Origin of the sequence: Microbacterium testaceum (genome assembly GCF_001476655.1) — a bacterium.
Taxonomy (GTDB): domain Bacteria; phylum Actinomycetota; class Actinomycetes; order Actinomycetales; family Microbacteriaceae; genus Microbacterium; species Microbacterium testaceum_C.
The window spans coordinates 1-18,570 of record NZ_LDRT01000065.1 but is presented as its reverse complement, the minus strand read 5'-3'; the positions used below and the strand labels follow the sequence as shown (position 1 = coordinate 18,570).

The following is an 18,570-nucleotide window of genomic DNA, read 5'->3' as shown; positions in this document are numbered from 1 at the left end:
ACGGGTCCGTAGACTAGTCCAGTTCCACATTCCGGCGTGCGCTCGGCGCGCGCCAGGATCACTGTCTCGGCAGTGCACAGGCGGCGCATAAGCGCAGGGTCCTGGGCCGCGGGCAGCAGAACACCACACCGAACCCCTCATCCTTCACGGGATTCGCACGCGTGCGTGCGCGGGGCGGGCCGGATGCCGAGGCTTCCGGTTTGACAGCTGAACAGCGGTGCAGCATCTCTCGCGAAAGCGAGGGGAAGTGCCAGGGTGCGTCAGCACCACCGTGCGTCCAATGCCCCAGGTCGGGTAAGACGCTGAAAGAGAGAGAGCAGACAATGGCGGGACAGAAGATCCGCATTCGCCTGAAGTCGTACGACCACGCCGGGCTCGACTCGTCGGCGCGCAAGATCGTCGACACCGTGACCCGTGCCGGCGCCACCGTGGTGGGCCCGGTTCCCCTTCCGACCGAGAAGAACGTCGTGTGCGTCATCCGGTCGCCCCACAAGTACAAGGACAGCCGCGAGCACTTCGAGATGCGCACCCACAAGCGCCTCATCGACATCATCGACCCGACGCCCAAGGCCGTCGACTCGCTGATGCGCCTCGACCTCCCGGCCGATGTCAACATCGAGATCAAGCTCTGAGGTTCGACATGGCTGACATCAACTCCAAGATCTCCAAGGGCCTCCTCGGCACCAAGCTCGGCATGACCCAGGTGTGGGACGAGAACGGCAAGCTCGTTCCCGTCACCGTCATCGAGGTCGCTCCGAACGTCGTGACCCAGCTCCGCTCGCTCGAGAAGGACGGCTACAACGCCGTGCAGATCGGCTACGGCCAGATCGACCCCCGCAAGGTGAACAAGCCCCTCACGGCTCACTTCGACGCCGCCGGTGTCACCCCGCGCCGCCACCTCACCGAGGTGCGGACCGCGGATGCCGCCGACTACACGCTGGGCCAGGAGCTCACCGTCGACGGCCTGTTCGAGGCCGGCCAGCTGGTCGACGTCGTCGGCACCAGCAAGGGCAAGGGCACCGCCGGTGTCATGAAGCGCCACAACTTCAAGGGCGTGTCCGCATCCCACGGTGCGCACCGCAACCACCGCAAGCCCGGTTCCATCGGTGCCTCGTCGACGCCCAGCCGCGTCTTCAAGGGCATGCGCATGGCCGGCCGCATGGGTGGCGAGCGCGTGACCGTCCTCAACCTCACGGTGCACGCCGTCGACGCCGAGAAGGGACTCATGCTCGTCAAGGGCGCCGTCCCCGGTGCTCGTGGCCGCATCGTCTACGTCCGCAACGCAGTGAAGGGTGCCTGATCATGGCTGACTCGACTCTCGCGCTCGACGTCGTGAAGGCCGACGGCAAGAAGGCCGGCTCCGTGGAGCTGCCCGCCGACATCTTCGACGTCAAGACGAACATCCCCCTCATCCACCAGGTCGTCGTGGCGCAGCGCGCCGCGGCTCGCCAGGGCACGCACTCGACCAAGCGTCGTGGCGAGGTCTCGGGTGCCGGCCGCAAGCCCTTCAAGCAGAAGGGCACCGGTAACGCCCGTCAGGGCTCGATCCGCGCGCCGCACATGACCGGTGGTGGCATCGTCCACGGGCCCAAGCCCCGTGACTACAGCCAGCGCACCCCCAAGAAGATGATCGCCGCCGCTCTTCTGGGTGCGCTCAGCGACCGTGCTCGTGGGCAGCGTCTGCACATCGTCGACAGCTTCGCCATCGAGGGTGCGCCCTCGACCAAGGCTGCCGCTGCCGCGCTGAAGGCCTTCGGTGCCGTCAAGAACGTCCTCGTGGTCATCGACCGTGACGACGAGCTGACGATCAAGAGCGTGCGCAACCTCGCGTACGTCCACGTGCTGACCGTCGGCCAGCTGAACACCTACGACGTGATCGTCTCCGACGACATCGTCTTCACCAAGGCCGCCTACGACGCCTTCGTCGCGTCGAAGTCGGGCGCCACCGAGGAGGTCTCGGCATGACCACCGTCAACAAGGACCCGCGCGACATCATCCTGAAGCCGGTCGTCTCCGAGAAGAGCTACTCGCTCATCGACGAGGGCAAGTACACCTTCCTGGTGGACCCCCGTTCGTCGAAGACCGAGATCAAGCTCGCGATCGAGAAGATCTTCGGCGTCAAGGTCGCTTCGGTGAACACGCTGAACCGTCAGGGCAAGTCCCGTCGGACCCGCTTCGGCACCGGCAAGCGCAAGGACACCAAGCGTGCCATCGTCACGCTGAAGTCCGGCACCATCGACATCTTCACGTCTGTCGGCTGACGGTCGGGATAGAGGACAAGAACAATGGCTATTCGCAAGTACAAGCCCACGACCCCCGGTCGCCGCGGCTCGTCGGTGGCCGACTTCGCCGAGATCACCCGATCGACGCCTGAGAAGTCGCTGCTGCGCCCGCTGTCGAAGACCGGTGGCCGCAACAACCAGGGCCGCATCACCACGCGTCACATCGGTGGTGGCCACAAGCGTCAGTACCGTCTGATCGACTTCCGTCGCAACGACAAGGACGGCATCGACGCCAAGGTCGCTCACATCGAGTACGACCCCAACCGCACCGCGCGCATCGCGCTGCTGCACTACGCCGACGGCGAGAAGCGCTACATCCTCGCTCCGGCGAAGCTGTCGCAGGGTGACGTCGTCGAGTCCGGCGCCGGCGCTGACATCAAGCCCGGTAACAACCTGCCGCTGCGCAACATCCCCACCGGTACGGTGATCCACGCGATCGAGCTCCGTCCCGGCGGCGGTGCGAAGATGGCCCGTTCGGCCGGCGCCTCCGTGCGTCTGGTCGCCAAGGACGGCCCGTACGCGCAGCTGCGTCTGCCCTCCGGCGAGATCCGCAACGTCGACGTGCGCTGCCGCGCCACGATCGGCGAGGTCGGCAACGCCGAGCAGTCGAACATCAACTGGGGCAAGGCCGGCCGCATGCGCTGGAAGGGCGTCCGCCCGACCGTGCGTGGTGTCGCCATGAACCCGGTCGACCACCCGCACGGTGGTGGTGAGGGTAAGACCTCCGGTGGTCGTCACCCTGTTTCGCCGTGGGGTAAGGCCGAGGGCCGCACCCGTCACGCGAACAAGGAGAGCGACAAGCTCATCGTCCGCCGTCGCACCGCCGGCAAGAAGCGCAAGTAGGAGTAGAGGAAGATGCCTCGCAGCCTTAAGAAGGGCCCCTTCGTCGACGAGCACCTGCTTCGCAAGGTCGTCTCGCAGAACGAAGCCGGTTCGAAGAACGTCATCAAGACCTGGTCGCGCCGTTCGATGATCATCCCCGCCATGCTGGGACACACCATCGCCGTGCACGACGGTCGCAAGCACATCCCCGTGTTCGTGACCGAGACCATGGTCGGCCACAAGCTGGGCGAGTTCTCGCCCACCCGCACCTTCCGCGGCCACGTGAAGGACGACAAGAAGGGCCGTCGCCGCTAAGGCGACCGAGGAGGAGAGAGAAATGGTGGAGTCCATCGCACGTGTGCGACACATCCGCGTGACCCCTCAGAAGGCTCGTCGTGTCGTCGCTCTCATCAAGGGCAAGCAGGCCGAAGAGGCCCTTGCCATCCTGAAGTTCGCGCCGCAGGGTGCGAGCGAGCCGATCTACAAGCTCGTCGCTTCGGCCATCGCGAACGCTCGCGTCACGGCCGACAAGACGAACGAGTACCTGGATGACGCTGACCTGTACGTGAAGAACGCGTACGTCGACGAGGGCACGACGCTGAAGCGTTTCCAGCCCCGCGCTCAGGGTCGCGCCTTCCAGATCAAGAAGCGCACGAGCCACATCACGGTCGTGCTCGCGACGCCGGAAGACGCTGCTGCGGCCCCGGCTCGCGCCAACAAGAAGGCGAGCAAGTAATGGGACAGAAGGTCAACCCGTACGGCTTCCGCCTCGGCATCACCACCGACCACGTGTCGCGGTGGTTCTCGGACTCGACGAAGGCCGGTCAGCGCTACGCGGACTACCTCGCCGAGGACATCAAGATCCGTCGCCTGCTGACCACGTCGCTCGACCGCGCCGGCGTCAGCAACATCGAGATCGAGCGCACGCGTGACCGCGTTCGCGTCGACATCCACACCGCCCGCCCGGGCATCGTGATCGGTCGCCGCGGCGCCGAGGCCGAGCGCATCCGCGCCGACCTCGAGAAGCTCACCGGTAAGCAGATTCAGCTGAACATCCTCGAGGTCAAGAACCCCGAGGCCGACGCTCAGCTGGTCGCTCAGGGTGTGGCCGAGCAGCTCACCGCTCGTGTGGCTTTCCGCCGCGCGATGCGTAAGGGCCTGCAGGGTGCACAGCGTGCCGGTGCCAAGGGTGTCCGCATCCAGGTGTCGGGCCGCCTCGGCGGCGCCGAGATGAGCCGCTCCGAGTTCTACCGCGAAGGCCGTGTGCCCCTGCACACGCTCCGCGCGAACATCGACTACGGCTTCTACGAGGCCAAGACGACCTTCGGCCGCATCGGCGTGAAGGTCTGGATCTACAAGGGCGACCTCACCAACAAGGAGCTCGCCCGCGAGCAGGCCAACGCGCCCAAGTCGCGCGGTCGTGACGACCGCGGCGGCGACCGTCGTCGTGGCCCGCGCAACGAGGCCCCCGTGGCAGAAGGAGCGTCGGCGTAATGCTCATCCCCCGCAAGGTCAAGTACCGCAAGCAGCACCACCCCGGCCGTTCGGGCCAGGCCACCGGTGGCACCACGGTGTCGTTCGGTGAGTTCGGCATCCAGGCGCTGACCCCCGCTTACGTGACCAACCGTCAGATCGAGTCCGCTCGTATCGCCATGACGCGTCACATCAAGCGTGGTGGAAAGGTGTGGATCAACATCTACCCCGACCGTCCGCTCACCAAGAAGCCCGCGGAAACCCGCATGGGCTCCGGTAAGGGCTCGCCCGAGTGGTGGGTTGCGAACGTCAAGCCGGGTCGCGTCCTCTTCGAGGTCGCGGGTGTGAACGAGGAACTCGCTCGTGAAGCACTGACCCGTGCCATCCACAAGCTGCCCCTGAAGGCACGCATCATCAAGCGCGAGGAGGGCGACGCGTAATGGCGATCGGCACCAAGCAGCTCGCCCCGAGCGAGCTCGACACGTTCGAAGACCAGCGCCTCGTCGAGGAGCTGCGCAAGGCCAAGGAAGAGCTGTTCAACCTGCGCTTCCAGTCGGCCACCGGCCAGCTCGAGAGCCACGGTCGCATCCGTGCAGTCAAGCGTGACATCGCGCGTCTGTACACGGTGATCCGTGAGCGCGAGCTCGGCATCCGCGCCACCCCGGCTCCGGTCGAGGCTCCGGCGAAGGCGAAGAAGAGCAAGGCGAAGAAGGCGGATGCCGCTGACGACGCCGCGAAGGAAGAGGCCGAGTAATGGCTACCGCGAAGAAGGCAGAGGCCGAGGCGCAGGTCGTCGGCCACGAGCACGCCGAGAACGATGTCCGTGACGAGGACGCCCGCGGTTACCGCAAGGCGCGTCGCGGCTACGTCGTCAGCGACAAGATGGACAAGACCATCGTCGTCGAGGTCGAGGACCGCGTGAAGCACCCGCTGTACGGCAAGGTCATCCGCCGTACCTCGAAGGTCAAGGCGCACGACGAGAGCAACTCGGCGGGCATCGGCGACCTCGTCGTCATCAACGAGACCCGTCCGCTCAGCGCCACCAAGCGCTGGCGTCTGGTCGAGATCCTCGAGAAGGCCAAGTAAGCCTCGCGGCCTACTTGGAATCCAAGGAGTAAAAAGTGATTCAGAACGAATCCCGGCTGAAGGTCGCCGACAACACCGGCGCCAAGGAGCTGCTCACCATCCGCGTGCTCGGCGGCTCCAACCGCCGTTACGCCGGCCTGGGCGACGTCATCGTCGCCACGGTCAAGGACGCGATCCCGGGTGGAAACGTCAAGAAGGGCGACGTGGTCAAGGCCGTCGTCGTCCGTGTCGTCAAGCAGACCCGCCGTCCCGACGGCTCTTACATCAAGTTCGACGAGAACGCCGCCGTGATCCTGAAGAACGACGGGGAGCCCCGCGGCACCCGTATCTTCGGACCGGTCGGCCGTGAGCTTCGCGACAAGAAGTTCATGAAGATCGTCTCGCTCGCCCCGGAGGTCATCTGATCATGGCGAAAATCAAGAAGGGTGACCTGGTTCAGGTCATCTCGGGTGCCAAGCCCGAGCGTGGCGGCGACCGCGGCAAGCAGGGCAAGGTCCTCGAGGTCCTTACCGAGCAGAACCGCGTCATCGTCGAAGGCGTGAACTACGTCACCAAGCACAACCGCGTGGGCCAGTCCCAGCGCGGCACCAAGACCGGTGGCATCGAGACGTTCGAGGCCCCGATCCACATCTCCAACGTCGCGATCGTCGACCCCTCGACCAAGAAGCCGACTCGTGTCGGCCACCGTGTCGAGGAGCAGGTCAAGGACGGCGTCAAGCGCACCGTCCGCGTGCGCTTCGCGAAGAAGTCAGGCAAGGACCTCTGAACATGAGCACCGTGACTGCCGCGGAGACTGGCAAGATCCAGCCCCGCCTGAAGCAGAAGTACAACGCCGAGATCAAGAAGGCGCTGCAGGACGAGTTCGGTTACGAGAACGTCATGCAGATCCCCGGCCTGGTCAAGGTCGTCGTGAACACCGGTGTCGGCGAGGCGGCTCGCGACAGCAAGGTGATCGATGGTGCGGTCGAGGACCTCACCAAGATCACCGGTCAGAAGCCCATCGTCACGAAGGCCCGTAAGTCCATCGCGCAGTTCAAGCTGCGTGAAGGCCAGGCCATCGGCGCGCACGTCACGCTTCGTGGCGACCGTGCGTGGGAGTTCGTCGACCGTCTGGTCAACCTCGCCCTGCCGCGCATCCGCGACTTCCGTGGCCTGTCGCCCAAGCAGTTCGACGGCAACGGCAACTACACCTTCGGTCTCCAGGAGCAGTCCGTGTTCCACGAGATCGACCAGGACCGCATCGACCGCGTCCGTGGTTTCGACATCACGATCGTCACCACCGCGAAGACTGACGATGAGGGCCGTTCGCTGCTGCGCCAGCTCGGCTTCCCGTTCCAGTCGGCCGACGCTCAGGCCTGATCCCTGGGCCCCCGGGTTTCCGGGGGCCCATCATCGAAGGTCGCCTGTCGTGTAACGGCAGGCGAAACCTCATGAAAGAAAGAAGCAACACATGACGATGACAGACCCGGTCGCAGACATGCTGACCCGTCTGCGCAACGCGAACTCGGCGCACCACGACTCCGTGTCGATGCCGAGCTCGAAGCTCAAGACCAACATCGCCGCCATCCTCAAGCAGGAGGGTTACATCGCCGACTGGAGCGTCGAAGACGCCCGTGTCGGCCAGACCCTCAACATGACGCTGAAGTACGGCCCGAACCGCGAGCGGTCGATTGCCGGCATCAAGCGCGTCTCGAAGCCCGGCCTCCGTGTGTACGCCAAGTCGACTGAGGTTCCCACGGTCCTCGGCGGGCTCGGCGTCGCCATCCTGTCCACCTCCTCCGGTCTCCTCACCGACCGTCAGGCCGAGCAGAAGGGCGTCGGCGGGGAAGTCCTCGCCTACGTGTGGTGATCTGACATGTCGCGTATTGGACGTCTTCCCATCGACATCCCCGCCGGTGTCACCGTCTCGGTGAACGGCCGGGAGGTCAGCGTCAAGGGCCCCAAGGGTGAGCTCGCGCTCACCGTGGCACAGCCCCTCGAGGTTTCGGTCGAGGAGAACCAGGTTCTCGTCACCCGCCCCGACGACGAGCGAGAGTCGCGGTCGCTGCACGGCCTGACCCGCACGCTCATCAACAACAACATCATCGGTGTCACCCAGGGCTACACCAAGGGCCTCGAGGTCGTCGGTACGGGTTACCGCGTGGCGCAGAAGGGCAGCTCGGTCGAGTTCGCCCTCGGCTTCTCGCACCCCGTGCTCATCGACCCGCCCGCCGGGATCACCCTCACGGTCGAAGGCAACAACAAGCTGACCGTGAGCGGCATCGACAAGCAGGCCGTCGGCGAGGCCGCTGCCAACATCCGCAAGATCCGCAAGCCCGAGCCCTACAAGGGCAAGGGTGTGCGGTACGCGGGCGAGGTCGTCCGCCGCAAGGCCGGAAAGAGTGGTAAGTGACCATGGCTGTCAAGACAAAGTCCGTCGCTCGTGCTCGTCGTCACGCGCGTCTTCGCAAGAAGGTCGTGGGCACCGAGCTTCGCCCCCGTCTGGTCGTGACGCGCTCCGCGCGCCACGTGTTCGTCCAGGTCGTGGACGACAGCAAGGGCCACACCGTGGCCTCCGCCTCGACCCTCGAGACCGACCTGCGCGGCTTCGACGGTGACAAGACCGCCAAGGCCCGCAAGGTCGGCGAGCTCGTCGCCGAGCGCGCCAAGGCCGTCGGCGTGTCCGACGTCGTGTTCGACCGTGGTGGCAACCGGTACGCCGGTCGCGTCGCTGCGATCGCCGACGGTGCCCGCGAAGGAGGGCTGAACCTGTGAGTGACAACAAGGAGACCGAAGTGACCGAGCAGACTGCACCGGCAGAGGGTGCGGCTGCGGCCACGGCCCCCGCCGAGCGTGAGCGCGAGCCCCGTCGCGGTGGTCGCGAGCGCAACACCAACCAGCGCGACCGTGGTTCGCGCGACCGCAACGAGAGCCAGTTCCTCGAGCGCGTCGTGACGATCAACCGCGTGTCGAAGGTGGTCAAGGGCGGTCGCCGCTTCAGCTTCACGGCGCTCGTCGTCGTGGGCGATGGCAACGGCGTCGTGGGTGTCGGCTACGGCAAGGCCCGCGAAGTCCCCCTCGCCATCTCGAAGGGTGTCGAAGAGGCCAAGCGCAACTTCTTCCGCGTTCCCCGCTCGGGTTCGACCATCCCGCACCCCGTCCAGGGTGAGGCTGCCGCCGGTGTGGTGCTCCTGCGTCCGGCCGCCGCCGGTACCGGTGTTATCGCCGGTGGTCCCGTCCGCGCCGTCCTCGAGTGCGCCGGCATCCACGATGTCCTCTCGAAGTCGCTCGGCTCGTCGAACACGATCAACATCGTGCACGCGACCGTCGAGGCGCTGAAGTCGCTCGAAGAGCCCCGTGCCGTGGCTGCCCGCCGTGGCCTGGAGTTCGACCAGGTCGCCCCGGCCCGCCTCGTGCGCGCCGAGGCCGCCGCTCAGAAGGTAGGTGCCTGATGGCCGAGCGTCTGAAGGTCACGCAGATCAAGTCCAAGGTGAGCGAGAAGCAGAACCAGCGTGACACGCTGCGTTCGCTCGGTCTCAAGCGGATCGGCGACTCGGTCGTCCGTCCCGACGACGCGCAGACGCGCGGTTACGTCAAGACCGTCGCCCACCTCGTCAAGGTTGAGGAGATCGACTAATGGCTGACAAGAAGGACGAGACCGCCACGGTCGCCGCCCCGAAGAAGGCCTCGGCCCGCAAGACGGCCGAGAAGAAGGAAGCCCCCGCGGCGCGCCCCGGCGTGCTGAAGGTCCACCACCTGCGTCCCGTCCCGGGTGCCCGTACCGCCAAGACCCGCGTCGGTCGTGGTGAGGGCTCGAAGGGTAAGACGGCCGGTCGCGGTACCAAGGGAACCAAGGCCCGTTACCAGGTCAAGGTCGGCTTCGAGGGTGGGCAGATGCCGCTGCACATGCGCACTCCGAAGCTCCGCGGCTTCAAGAACCCGTTCCGCGTCGAGTACCAGGTCGTGAACCTGGACAAGCTCGCCGAGCTCTACCCGCAGGGTGGCGACGTGACCGTCGCCGGCCTGGTGGCCAAGGGTGCCGTGCGTAAGAACGAGAAGGTCAAGGTGCTCGGCACCGGCGACATCTCGGTCGCGCTGACCGTCTCGGTCGACAAGGTCTCCGGCTCTGCTGAGCAGAAGATCGTCGCCGCCGGCGGCACCGTCAACTGACGCCCGAACCCCGGAGGGGCCGGCGGCCTTATGGCCGTCGGCCCCTTCTGGGCTAGTCTGATTTGGTGTGCGCCTGCGGCGCGCCGAGATCGTTCTGGAGGAATCCTCTTTGTTCAGCGCCATCGCGCGGGTTTTCCGCACGCCCGACCTGAGGCGGAAGATCGCCTTCACGCTGGGCATCATCGCCATCTACCGGCTGGGTGCCCACGTCCCGTCGCCGTTCGTCGACTTCCCGAACGTTCAGCAATGTCTGAGCGACTCCGGAAGCACCGAGGGACTTCTGTCGCTGGTCAACCTGTTCTCCGGCGGAGCTCTGCTGCAGCTGTCGATCTTCGCGCTCGGCGTCATGCCGTACATCACGGCCACGATCATCGTGCAGCTGTTGCGCGTCGTCATCCCGCACTTCGAGACCCTCTACAAGGAGGGCCAGGCCGGACAGGCCAAGCTGACGCAGTACACGCGTTACCTGACGATCGCTCTCGCACTTCTGCAGTCGACCACCCTGGTCACCGTCGCGCGTTCCGGTCAGCTCTTCGGCTCGGCCGGTATCCCCGAATGCCAGCAGCTGCTCACGAACGACGTCTGGTGGGCTCAGCTGCTCATGATCATCACGCTGACCGCCGGTACCGGCTTGGTCATGTGGTTCGCCGAGCTCGTCACGGAGCGTGGTGTCGGTAACGGCATGTCGATCCTCATCTTCACGTCGATCGCCGCGACGTTCCCCGCCGCGATGATGTCGATCCTCAACTCGCGCGGTGTCGAGATCTTCCTCCTGGTCCTGGCCGTGGGCATCATCGTCGTCGCTCTCGTCGTCTTCGTCGAGCAGTCCCAGCGCCGGATCCCGGTGCAGTACGCCAAGCGCATGGTGGGTCGCCGGACCTACGGTGGCACGAACACGTACATCCCGATCAAGGTCAACATGGCCGGTGTTGTCCCGGTGATCTTCGCGTCTTCGCTGCTGTACATCCCTGCGCTCATCGCCCAGTTCAACCAGCCCCAGGCAGGTCAAGAGCCGGCGGCGTGGGTGACGTGGATCTCGCAGTACCTCACGCGCGGTGACCACCCGCTGTACATGGTGATCTACTTCCTCCTGATCGTGGGCTTCACGTACTTCTACGTCGCCATCACCTTCAACCCCGTCGACGTCGCCGACAACATGAAGAAGTACGGCGGCTTCATTCCCGGTATCCGCGCGGGTCGTCCGACTGCCGAATACCTCGATTACGTCCTGACGCGCATCACGCTGCCGGGCTCCATCTACCTGGGCTTGATCGCGCTCCTGCCGCTCGTGGCGCTCGCCACGGTCGGTGCCAATCAGAACTTCCCGTTCGGTGGCGCCTCGATCCTGATCATCGTGGGTGTCGGTCTCGAGACGGTGAAGCAGATCGACGCGCAGCTGCAGCAGCGTCACTACGAAGGGCTTCTCCGATGACGGCTCGTCTGTTGATCGTCGGCCCCCAGGGGTCGGGCAAGGGGACGCAGGGCGTCCGCGTCGCGGAGGCCTTCGGCATCCCCGTGGTCTCGACCGGCGACGTGTTCCGCGCGAACGTGGCGGAGGGAACCGACCTGGGCAAGCAGGTGACATCGATCATCGACGCCGGCGACCTGGTTCCCGATGAGCTGACGAGCGCTGTCGTCCGCGACCGCCTGTCGCAGCCGGACGCGGGGGAGGGGTTCCTGCTCGACGGGTACCCGCGCAACCTCGCGCAGGTGATGCACCTCGACGAGTTCCTGGCTGGTCGTGACGAGTCCCTGGATGCCGTCATCGCGCTCGTGGTCCCGCGTGACGAGTCGTTGGCCCGGCTCACCGCTCGTGCTGCCGAGCAGGGCCGTGCAGATGACACGGCCGAGGCGATCGAGACGCGCTTGAACATCTACGAGCGCGAGACGGCGCCGATCCTCGGTGTCTACGGCACCCGAGGCATCGTCGACGAGATCGACGGTGTCGGCGGCCTCGACGAGGTCACCGACCGGATCTTCGCGGCGCTCGACGCGCGCGGTCTCCGTCGTCGTACGGCTCGCTGACAGTGGTCTTCCGTTCCTCGATCTACAAGAAGCCCGCGCAACTGCGCGCGATGATCGAGCCCGGCTTGATCACGGCGGCGGCGCTCGAGGCTGTCCGTACGTTGATCGCGCCGGGCGTGACAACGATCGAGCTCGATGCCGAAGCGGCTCGCGTGATCGCCGGCCGGGGAGCCGTGTCGAACTTCCAGATGGTGCGGGGCTACCGTCACACGATCTGCGCCTCGGTGAACGAGCAGGTGGTCCACGGCATCCCGAACGATCGACCGCTGCAGGCCGGCGACATCCTGTCGATCGACGCGGGTGCGGAGTTCCGTGGGTGGAACGGGGATTCGGCCTTCACGATCATCGTGCCCGGGGACGCCCCCGAAGAGGTCGTCGGCCCTCGGCGTCGACTCTCCGAGGTCACCGAAGGCTCCCTGTGGGCGGGCATCGCCGCGCTCAGCCAGGCGTCGCATCTCGCTGAAGTAGGAGCTGCCATCGAGGCCTACATCGGTGAGAACGCGCCCCGTGGCGGCTACGGCATCCTCCGGGACTACGTCGGACACGGTATCGGGCGGAAGATGCACGAGTCGCCGAGCGTCTTCAATTACGCCGTCGCCGACCGCGGCCCGGAAGTGCGCCCGGGTCTCGCCGTCGCGATCGAGCCCATGGTGGTCATCGGCGATCAGGCCACGAAGGTCGAGGACGACGGCTGGACGGTGTCCACGGTCGACGGCACAGCAGGCTCCCATTGGGAACATAGTGTCGCCGTGCACGATGGAGGCATCTGGGTTCTCACCGCGCCCGACGGTGGTGCAGAAAAGCTGGCGCCCTTCGGTGTGGTGCCGAAGGAGATCGATTCATGATGATGGCGGCGGCACGCAAGGCCACGAACTGGTTCGCGATCGGCATCACCGCTGCGGCGGTGGTGATCGTTCTGGTGGTGGGGGGCGTGGTCTGGTTCGCGAACAGCCAGGCGACCTCTCCGGGCACTCTCCCCCAGTCATCTGCGGTCAACACGGACACCGGTGCGATCGCCGTCGGTTCCGGCTCGAAGACGGTGGACACGTACGTCGACTTCATGTGCCCCATCTGCAACTCGTTCGAGCAGTCGTACGGGCCGACGATCCAGCAGCTCGTCGACGCCGGGACCATCACGCTCAACATCCACCCGATCTCGATCCTGGATCGTTCGTCGCAGGGAACGCAGTACTCGACGCGCTCCGCGAGCGCGGCGTACTGTGTCGCGGTCGACAACCCCGCGAACGTGCAGGCCTTCGTCAAGGCGATGTACGCCCAGCAGCCGGCGGAGGGGACGTCTGGCCTGGACGACGCCACGATCGCCTCGATCGCGACGGGCGCGGGGGCCTCGGATGCCGTGACCTCGTGCATCAATGACGGAACGTACGAGAAGTTCGTGACGGCCATGACCCGTCAGACTCCGATCCAGTCCGGTGCGAGCGGCGTCTCGACGCCGACGATCGTCGTCAACGGCACGCTGCTGACCAACAAGACCGACCTGACCGGTGACCCGCAGAAGGACATCGTCGCCCGTCTCAACGGCTGACAACACGCCCGGCGAGTTGCCGGGTCGAGCATTACCACGTATGCTTGATCTTTGGTGCGTTGCGCCTTCATTGGCGTGTCGAAGCACCGAATCCCCATCCACCGCAGACCGGCCGGTCTGCAACTGAGCGTGAGCGAGTTTATGGCGAAGAAAGACGGTGTCATCGAGATCGAGGGCACGGTGTCCGAGGCACTGCCCAACGCGATGTTCCGTGTCGAACTGACGAACGGTCACAAGGTGCTCGCCACCATTTCGGGCAAGATGCGGCAGAACTACATCCGCATCATCCCGGAGGACCGCGTCGTCGTCGAACTGAGCCCCTACGACCTCACCCGCGGTCGTATCGTCTACCGCTACCGCTGAGTCCGGTCGAGAAGTAACGAGCCGCCCAGCGGTCTCGAAGACAGCGAAACAGGAACATCATGAAGGTCAATCCCTCCGTCAAGCCCATCTGCGACCACTGCAAGGTGATCCGTCGCCACGGGCGCGTGATGGTGATCTGCAAGAGCAACCCGCGCCACAAGCAGCGCCAGGGCTGAGCTTCCAGCTCGACACCTTTCCCAACTGAATACACACCGGCAGGATCAGATCCCACCCGCGCGAGCGGGCGGGGGACACCTCGGGGCGGAGGCCCGAGCACCGATCCTGCTCCACACCTCCAGCACACTCTGAGGAGAGCCGCATGGCACGTCTTGCCGGCGTCGACATCCCGCGCGATAAGCGCGTGGTGATCGCACTTACTTACATCTACGGTGTGGGCCGCACCCGCTCCGTCGAGATTCTGAACGCGACCGGCATCAGCCAGGACATCCGCGTCAAGGACCTCACCGACGACCAGCTGGTCGCGCTCCGCGACCACATCGAAGGCACCTACAAGGTGGAGGGTGACCTCCGTCGCGAGGTCGCCGCCGACATCCGCCGCAAGGTCGAGATCGGTTCCTACGAGGGCCTGCGCCACCGCCGCGGCCTCCCGGTGCGCGGTCAGCGCACGAAGACGAACGCGCGTACCCGCAAGGGACCCAAGCGCACCGTCGCCGGCAAGAAGAAGGCGCGCTAAGCCGCGGGCTGAGCGTCAGGATTCAGGAGAACGCACATGGCACAGGCCAAGTCCGCCGCGCGCAAGCCGCGCCGCAAAGAGAAGAAGAACATCGCCGTGGGCCAGGCCCACATCAAGTCGACGTTCAACAACACCATCGTTTCGATCACCGACCCCTCGGGTGCCGTCATCAGCTGGGCTTCGTCCGGCGGTGTCGGGTTCAAGGGCTCGCGCAAGTCGACGCCGTACGCCGCCGGCATGGCCGCCGAGTCGGCTGCTCGCCAGGCACAGGAGCACGGTGTCAAGAAGGTCGACGTCTTCGTGAAGGGTCCGGGTTCGGGTCGTGAGACGGCGATCCGTTCGCTCACCGCCGCCGGCCTCGAGGTCGGCTCGATCCAGGACGTGACGCCGCAGGCCCACAACGGCTGCCGTCCGCCCAAGCGTCGCCGCGTCTGACGCGTCTGTTCCCGGGGAGCATCTCGCTCCCCGGGAACGCCGCGCTCACGCGCGATTCAGACTTCCGGATGCCGCGTCGCACGTCTGACGTCTCCGTCGGGGCCCGTGGCATCCAGCGAGTACAACTCAACACCTCACCCCATTACACGTGTCATATAGCGGTCACGTGATCGAAAGGAACACATAGTGCTCATCGCACAGCGTCCCACTCTGACCGAGGAGAAGGTCGGGGAGTTCCGCAGTCGTTTCGTCATCGAGCCCCTCGAGCCCGGCTTCGGTTACACCATCGGCAACGCCCTGCGTCGCAGCCTGCTGTCGTCGATCCCCGGTGCAGCCGTCACGAGCATCCGTATCGACGGCGTTCTGCACGAGTTCAGCACGATCCCGGGCGTGAAGGAAGACGTCACCGAGATCATCCTGAACATCAAGCAGCTCGTCGTCTCAAGCGAGCGTGACGAGCCCATCACGGCGTACCTCCGCAAGACCGGCTCCGGCGAAGTCACCGCGGCGGACATCTCGGCTCCTGCCGGGGTCGAGGTCCACAACCCCGATCTGGTCATCGCGACCCTGAACGACACCGCGAAGTTCGAGCTCGAGCTCACCATCGAGCGCGGTCGCGGCTACGTGTCGGCCACGCAGAACCGCAACGAGTACGCCGAGGCCGGGCAGATCCCGATCGACTCGATCTACTCGCCCGTCCTCAAGGTCAGCTACCGCGTCGAGGCGACTCGCGCCGGCGAGCGTACGGACTTCGACAAGCTCGTCCTCGACGTCGAGTCGAAGCCCTCGATCGCTCCTCGTGACGCCGTCGCTTCGGCGGGGCGCACGCTCACCGAGCTGTTCGGTCTCGCCCGCGAGCTGAACGTCGAGGCCGAGGGCATCGAGATCGGCCCCGCGCCGGTGGAGACCGTCCTCTCGAACGAGCTGTCGATGCCGATCGAGGATCTGGATCTCTCGGTCCGCTCGTACAACTGCCTCAAGCGCGAGGGCATCAACACGGTCTCCGAGCTGGTCGCCCTCTCCGAGACCCAGCTGATGAACATCCGCAACTTCGGTCAGAAGTCGGTCGACGAGGTGCGCGACAAGCTCGTCTCGCTCGGCCTGTCGCTCAAGGATTCGGTGCCCGGCTTCGACGGTGCCCAGTTCTTCGGCGGCTACGACGAAGAAACCGTCTGACCCCGTCGGACCCGACCGAACCTTCCTACTGGAGTAACACGACATGCCTAAGCCCACGAAGGGTCCCCGCCTCGGAGGCGGCCCGGCCCACGAGCGCCTGCTTCTCGCGAACCTCGCTGCAGCGCTGTACACGCACAAGTCCATCAAGACGACCGAGACGAAGGCCAAGCGCCTCCGCCCGCTCGCTGAGCGCCTCATCACCTTCGCCAAGCGTGGCGACCTGCACGCGCGTCGTCGCGTGCTGAGCGTGATCGGCGACAAGGAAGTTGTGCACACCCTGTTCACCGAGATCGCGCCGCTGGTGGCCGAGCGTGACGGCGGTTACACCCGCATCACCAAGGTCGGCAACCGCAAGGGTGACAACGCCCCCATGGCGGTCATCGAGCTCGTCCTCGAGCCCGTGACCAAGAAGCCCTCCTCGTCGAAGGCTGCTGCGGCTCCCGCCGCCGCTGCGCCGGCGGAAGAGCCTGTGGCCGAAGAGGTCGCCGCTGACGATGCTCCCGTCGCTGACGAGGCCGCCGAGGCCGGCGCCGAGTCGCAGGACGAGGGCGCGGCCGCCGAGGCTGCGGCCGAGGACGCCGTGGCGGACGACGCCAAGGCCTGAGTCCTTCTCGCACGAAGCCCTCGCCCCGCCAGGGGTGAGGGCTTCGTCGTCTTTCCGGTGCCCCGTAGGCTTGTGGCGTGCGTCTGCGACTCGACATCTCCTACGACGGAACGCACTTCCGAGGCTGGGCCCGGCAACCGGGCTTGCGGACCGTTCAGGGGACCCTGGAAGAGGCGCTCGCCCGAATCCTGGGCGGCGAACCGCGGCTCGTCGTCGCGGGGCGCACTGACGCGGGCGTGCACGCGTCAGGACAGGTCGCACACCTCGACCTGGACGGGGAACAGCAGGAGCGTCTTCCACGTCGACGTCGTGATGGCGACGAGCGAGACGCCGTCGCCGCGCTCGCTGGACGGGTGCGCGGCGTCCTCGGCGCGTACCCCGACGTGACGGTCGGCCGCACATCGCTCGCTCCCGAGGGCTTCGACGCCCGCTTCTCCGCGGTGTGGCGCCGCTACGCCTATCGGATCGCGGATGCGAAGGCCGGCTACTCGCCGTTGGAGCGGCTCCGGACGACCTCGGTCAGGGCCGAGCTTGATGTCGATGCCATGCATGCCGCCGCCCAGCGACTCATCGGTCTTCACGACTTCGCGGCCTACTGCAAGGCGCGGGAGGAGGCCACGACGATTCGAACTCTTCTCGAGTACGACTGGCGGCGTGGCGACGACGGCATCCTGGTTGCGAACGTCCGGGCGGACGCGTTCTGCCACAGTATGGTTCGCGCCCTGGTGGGCGCGTGCGTTGCGGTGGGGGAGGGACGCTTGGATATAGAGGGCGTGGTGAAGATTCGCGACGAGGGGCGCCGCACCGCTGATACCAAGGTCCTCGCGGCCCGTGGCCTCGTCCTCGCCGAGGTCGGCTACCCCGCCGACGCGCTTCTGGCGGCTCGAGCCGAGCAGACCCGCAATCGCCGGGACACGGGCGACATCGGGGCGTGATGCCTTCCGCAACCCGGTCCGTGATCGTTGCGCAACCCCCGTTCCACCGTCGACGTCGGCTCTAGGCTGGGACGGTCATGAAGGTCATCTCGTATAACCTCCGTAAGCACCGCGCTGCGGTCGAGCTGTCGAAGCTCGTCGACGAACACGCGGTCGACGTGCTGTGCCTCCAGGAGTGCGATACGCGCGACATCCCCCAGGAGATCGCAGGCCTTCGCCTTGCTGAGGCGACCCAACGCAACCGTCTCGGCCTCGCCGTCTACTACCGGGATAACACGTTCCGCGCGGTGGAGGTGAGGGCGATCGCCCTCAAGAAGTCGCTGCACGACTACGTGCTGAAGCCGGCGGAGGAGCGCATGCTGGGTGTCCGCTTGCGCGACATCGACGACGGACGTGAGGTGATCGTGGCGTCCTTCCATGCGGCGCCCCTCACCGCGTTGAACTCGCTCCGTCGTCATCAGATCCGCACGGCGCTGAGCGAGCTCCAGAGCCTTGGTCCGGGACTCCCTGCTCTGATGGTCGGGGACTACAACTACCCGGTCTTCAAGGAGCATCTCGGTCAGAAGGTACGCGATCAGGGTTACGAGCTCACGCTGAGCGACGCGCGGACCTACACGAGGTACCGGTTCTTCCGAGGCCACTACGATTTTGCGACGTCGGTCGGTTTCGACATCGCGCACATCCGCACCCTCCCGCAGGGACTCAGCGATCACCTCCCCATTCTCGTGACGGCGGAGGTGTCCACATCGCCCCCTCCGACCGGGGCGTAAGTGGCTGAGAACAGAACATCAGACTCCCTCTCCTTTTTCCCTCCCTTCTTCTCTTTCCCCCTTCTCTTTCCCTCTTCTCTCTCTCTCTTCTTCCCTCTCCTCCCTCCCCCCCTTCCTTCTCCTGACACCGGCTCCCGCGCCCACCGCTGCCCCGGCGACGACCAAGGCACCTCCGGCGATCCCCAAGCCCGGCCTGGCCCCACCGTCGAA

General features: G+C 66.0%; 33 protein-coding genes. 32 read left to right on the top strand and 1 reads right to left on the bottom strand.

Annotation, left to right across the window (positions count from 1 at the left end):
• The first annotated feature begins 323 nt into the window (after positions 1–323).
• The 32 genes from rpsJ (at position 324) to NS220_RS10170 (ending at position 18,360) form a co-directional block, all read left to right on the top strand.
• Positions 324–632 carry a 30S ribosomal protein S10 gene (rpsJ, locus tag NS220_RS10325; protein WP_013584016.1) on the top strand — a complete coding sequence of 103 codons (309 nt, stop codon included), beginning with the start codon at positions 324–326 and terminating at the stop codon, positions 630–632.
• Between the two features lie 8 nt (positions 633–640).
• Positions 641–1,300 carry a 50S ribosomal protein L3 gene (gene rplC, locus NS220_RS10320; RefSeq protein ID WP_013584015.1) on the top strand — a complete coding sequence of 220 codons (660 nt, stop codon included), beginning with the start codon at positions 641–643 and terminating at the stop codon, positions 1,298–1,300.
• A gap of 2 nt (positions 1,301–1,302) precedes the next feature.
• On the top strand, positions 1,303–1,965 hold the full coding sequence (rplD, locus tag NS220_RS10315) for a 50S ribosomal protein L4 (RefSeq protein WP_058623972.1): 663 nt from the start codon (positions 1,303–1,305) through the stop codon (positions 1,963–1,965).
• Positions 1,962–2,261, top strand: a complete 300-nt coding sequence (gene rplW / locus NS220_RS10310) for a 50S ribosomal protein L23 (protein ID WP_058623971.1) — start codon at positions 1,962–1,964, stop codon at positions 2,259–2,261. The genes rplD and rplW overlap by 4 nt, the downstream gene beginning before the upstream one ends.
• A gap of 24 nt (positions 2,262–2,285) precedes the next feature.
• Positions 2,286–3,125, top strand: a complete 840-nt coding sequence (rplB, locus tag NS220_RS10305) for a 50S ribosomal protein L2 (protein ID WP_013584012.1) — start codon at positions 2,286–2,288, stop codon at positions 3,123–3,125.
• 12 nt (positions 3,126–3,137) lie between these two features.
• On the top strand, positions 3,138–3,419 hold the full coding sequence (rpsS, locus tag NS220_RS10300; RefSeq protein ID WP_013584011.1) for a 30S ribosomal protein S19: 282 nt from the start codon (positions 3,138–3,140) through the stop codon (positions 3,417–3,419).
• Positions 3,420–3,441: 22 nt separating this feature from the next.
• Positions 3,442–3,840 (top strand): 50S ribosomal protein L22, encoded by a 399-nt coding sequence (rplV, locus tag NS220_RS10295; RefSeq protein WP_058623970.1) that lies wholly within the window; start codon positions 3,442–3,444, stop codon positions 3,838–3,840.
• A complete protein-coding gene (gene rpsC / locus NS220_RS10290; protein WP_013584009.1) occupies positions 3,840–4,598 on the top strand; it encodes a 30S ribosomal protein S3 in 759 nt (252 codons plus the stop codon). The genes rplV and rpsC overlap by 1 nt, the downstream gene beginning before the upstream one ends.
• Positions 4,598–5,017 carry a 50S ribosomal protein L16 gene (gene rplP / locus NS220_RS10285; protein WP_013584008.1) on the top strand — a complete coding sequence of 140 codons (420 nt, stop codon included), beginning with the start codon at positions 4,598–4,600 and terminating at the stop codon, positions 5,015–5,017. The genes rpsC and rplP overlap by 1 nt, the downstream gene beginning before the upstream one ends.
• Positions 5,017–5,331 (top strand): 50S ribosomal protein L29, encoded by a 315-nt coding sequence (rpmC, locus tag NS220_RS20715; protein WP_058623969.1) that lies wholly within the window; start codon positions 5,017–5,019, stop codon positions 5,329–5,331. The genes rplP and rpmC overlap by 1 nt, the downstream gene beginning before the upstream one ends.
• On the top strand, positions 5,331–5,663 hold the full coding sequence (gene rpsQ / locus NS220_RS10275; RefSeq protein WP_058623968.1) for a 30S ribosomal protein S17: 333 nt from the start codon (positions 5,331–5,333) through the stop codon (positions 5,661–5,663). Before rpmC ends, rpsQ begins: the two co-directional genes overlap by 1 nt.
• 35 nt (positions 5,664–5,698) lie before the next feature.
• Positions 5,699–6,067 (top strand): 50S ribosomal protein L14, encoded by a 369-nt coding sequence (gene rplN, locus NS220_RS10270; RefSeq protein ID WP_013584005.1) that lies wholly within the window; start codon positions 5,699–5,701, stop codon positions 6,065–6,067.
• A 2-nt stretch (positions 6,068–6,069) separates the two neighbouring features.
• Positions 6,070–6,429 carry a 50S ribosomal protein L24 gene (rplX, locus tag NS220_RS10265; RefSeq protein ID WP_058623967.1) on the top strand — a complete coding sequence of 120 codons (360 nt, stop codon included), beginning with the start codon at positions 6,070–6,072 and terminating at the stop codon, positions 6,427–6,429.
• A 2-nt stretch (positions 6,430–6,431) separates the two neighbouring features.
• Positions 6,432–7,022 carry a 50S ribosomal protein L5 gene (rplE, locus tag NS220_RS10260; protein WP_013584003.1) on the top strand — a complete coding sequence of 197 codons (591 nt, stop codon included), beginning with the start codon at positions 6,432–6,434 and terminating at the stop codon, positions 7,020–7,022.
• Between the two features lie 91 nt (positions 7,023–7,113).
• Entirely contained in the window at positions 7,114–7,512 is a 399-nt protein-coding gene (rpsH, locus tag NS220_RS10255) for a 30S ribosomal protein S8 (RefSeq protein WP_013584002.1), read from the top strand.
• A gap of 6 nt (positions 7,513–7,518) precedes the next feature.
• A complete protein-coding gene (rplF, locus tag NS220_RS10250) occupies positions 7,519–8,055 on the top strand; it encodes a 50S ribosomal protein L6 (protein ID WP_058623966.1) in 537 nt (178 codons plus the stop codon).
• A 2-nt stretch (positions 8,056–8,057) separates the two neighbouring features.
• Positions 8,058–8,417 carry a 50S ribosomal protein L18 gene (gene rplR / locus NS220_RS10245; RefSeq protein WP_043361012.1) on the top strand — a complete coding sequence of 120 codons (360 nt, stop codon included), beginning with the start codon at positions 8,058–8,060 and terminating at the stop codon, positions 8,415–8,417.
• Complete coding sequence (gene rpsE, locus NS220_RS10240) at positions 8,414–9,094, top strand: 30S ribosomal protein S5 (RefSeq protein ID WP_013583999.1); 681 nt, start codon at positions 8,414–8,416, stop codon at positions 9,092–9,094. Before rplR ends, rpsE begins: the two co-directional genes overlap by 4 nt.
• On the top strand, positions 9,094–9,279 hold the full coding sequence (rpmD, locus tag NS220_RS10235; RefSeq protein WP_013583998.1) for a 50S ribosomal protein L30: 186 nt from the start codon (positions 9,094–9,096) through the stop codon (positions 9,277–9,279). Before rpsE ends, rpmD begins: the two co-directional genes overlap by 1 nt.
• Entirely contained in the window at positions 9,279–9,812 is a 534-nt protein-coding gene (gene rplO / locus NS220_RS10230; RefSeq protein WP_013583997.1) for a 50S ribosomal protein L15, read from the top strand. Before rpmD ends, rplO begins: the two co-directional genes overlap by 1 nt.
• Before the next feature lie 109 nt (positions 9,813–9,921).
• Positions 9,922–11,244: a preprotein translocase subunit SecY gene (secY, locus tag NS220_RS10225; protein WP_058623986.1), complete on the top strand. Its 1,323-nt coding sequence runs from the start codon at positions 9,922–9,924 to the stop codon at positions 11,242–11,244.
• Positions 11,241–11,837, top strand: coding sequence for an adenylate kinase (locus tag NS220_RS10220; RefSeq protein ID WP_058623965.1), 597 nt, complete (start codon positions 11,241–11,243; stop codon positions 11,835–11,837). Before secY ends, NS220_RS10220 begins: the two co-directional genes overlap by 4 nt.
• Before the next feature lie 2 nt (positions 11,838–11,839).
• Complete coding sequence (gene map, locus NS220_RS10215) at positions 11,840–12,682, top strand: type I methionyl aminopeptidase (RefSeq protein ID WP_081323110.1); 843 nt, start codon at positions 11,840–11,842, stop codon at positions 12,680–12,682.
• The gene (locus tag NS220_RS10210; protein WP_058623964.1) at positions 12,679–13,383 is read left to right on the top strand and encodes a DsbA family protein; all 705 of its coding nucleotides are present in this window, start codon (positions 12,679–12,681) and stop codon (positions 13,381–13,383) included. The genes map and NS220_RS10210 overlap by 4 nt, the downstream gene beginning before the upstream one ends.
• Before the next feature lie 141 nt (positions 13,384–13,524).
• On the top strand, positions 13,525–13,746 hold the full coding sequence (gene infA / locus NS220_RS10205) for a translation initiation factor IF-1 (protein WP_013583992.1): 222 nt from the start codon (positions 13,525–13,527) through the stop codon (positions 13,744–13,746).
• 59 nt (positions 13,747–13,805) lie between these two features.
• Positions 13,806–13,922, top strand: coding sequence for a 50S ribosomal protein L36 (gene rpmJ / locus NS220_RS10200; protein ID WP_005050492.1), 117 nt, complete (start codon positions 13,806–13,808; stop codon positions 13,920–13,922).
• Between the two features lie 143 nt (positions 13,923–14,065).
• Positions 14,066–14,440 carry a 30S ribosomal protein S13 gene (rpsM, locus tag NS220_RS10195; protein WP_058623963.1) on the top strand — a complete coding sequence of 125 codons (375 nt, stop codon included), beginning with the start codon at positions 14,066–14,068 and terminating at the stop codon, positions 14,438–14,440.
• A 36-nt stretch (positions 14,441–14,476) separates the two neighbouring features.
• A complete protein-coding gene (rpsK, locus tag NS220_RS10190; protein WP_013583990.1) occupies positions 14,477–14,875 on the top strand; it encodes a 30S ribosomal protein S11 in 399 nt (132 codons plus the stop codon).
• Positions 14,876–15,061: 186 nt separating this feature from the next.
• Complete coding sequence (locus NS220_RS10185; protein WP_013583989.1) at positions 15,062–16,051, top strand: DNA-directed RNA polymerase subunit alpha; 990 nt, start codon at positions 15,062–15,064, stop codon at positions 16,049–16,051.
• A 43-nt stretch (positions 16,052–16,094) separates the two neighbouring features.
• Complete coding sequence (rplQ, locus tag NS220_RS10180; RefSeq protein ID WP_058623962.1) at positions 16,095–16,655, top strand: 50S ribosomal protein L17; 561 nt, start codon at positions 16,095–16,097, stop codon at positions 16,653–16,655.
• Positions 16,656–16,732: 77 nt separating this feature from the next.
• Positions 16,733–17,590: a tRNA pseudouridine(38-40) synthase TruA gene (gene truA / locus NS220_RS10175; RefSeq protein WP_058623961.1), complete on the top strand. Its 858-nt coding sequence runs from the start codon at positions 16,733–16,735 to the stop codon at positions 17,588–17,590.
• Positions 17,591–17,667: 77 nt separating this feature from the next.
• Positions 17,668–18,360 (top strand): endonuclease/exonuclease/phosphatase family protein, encoded by a 693-nt coding sequence (locus NS220_RS10170; RefSeq protein ID WP_058623960.1) that lies wholly within the window; start codon positions 17,668–17,670, stop codon positions 18,358–18,360.
• 18 nt (positions 18,361–18,378) lie between these two features.
• Here NS220_RS10170 and NS220_RS20405 read toward each other — a convergent pair.
• The coding region (locus NS220_RS20405) for a hypothetical protein (protein WP_206543018.1) at positions 18,379–18,570 on the bottom strand (192 nt) is incomplete at its 5' end.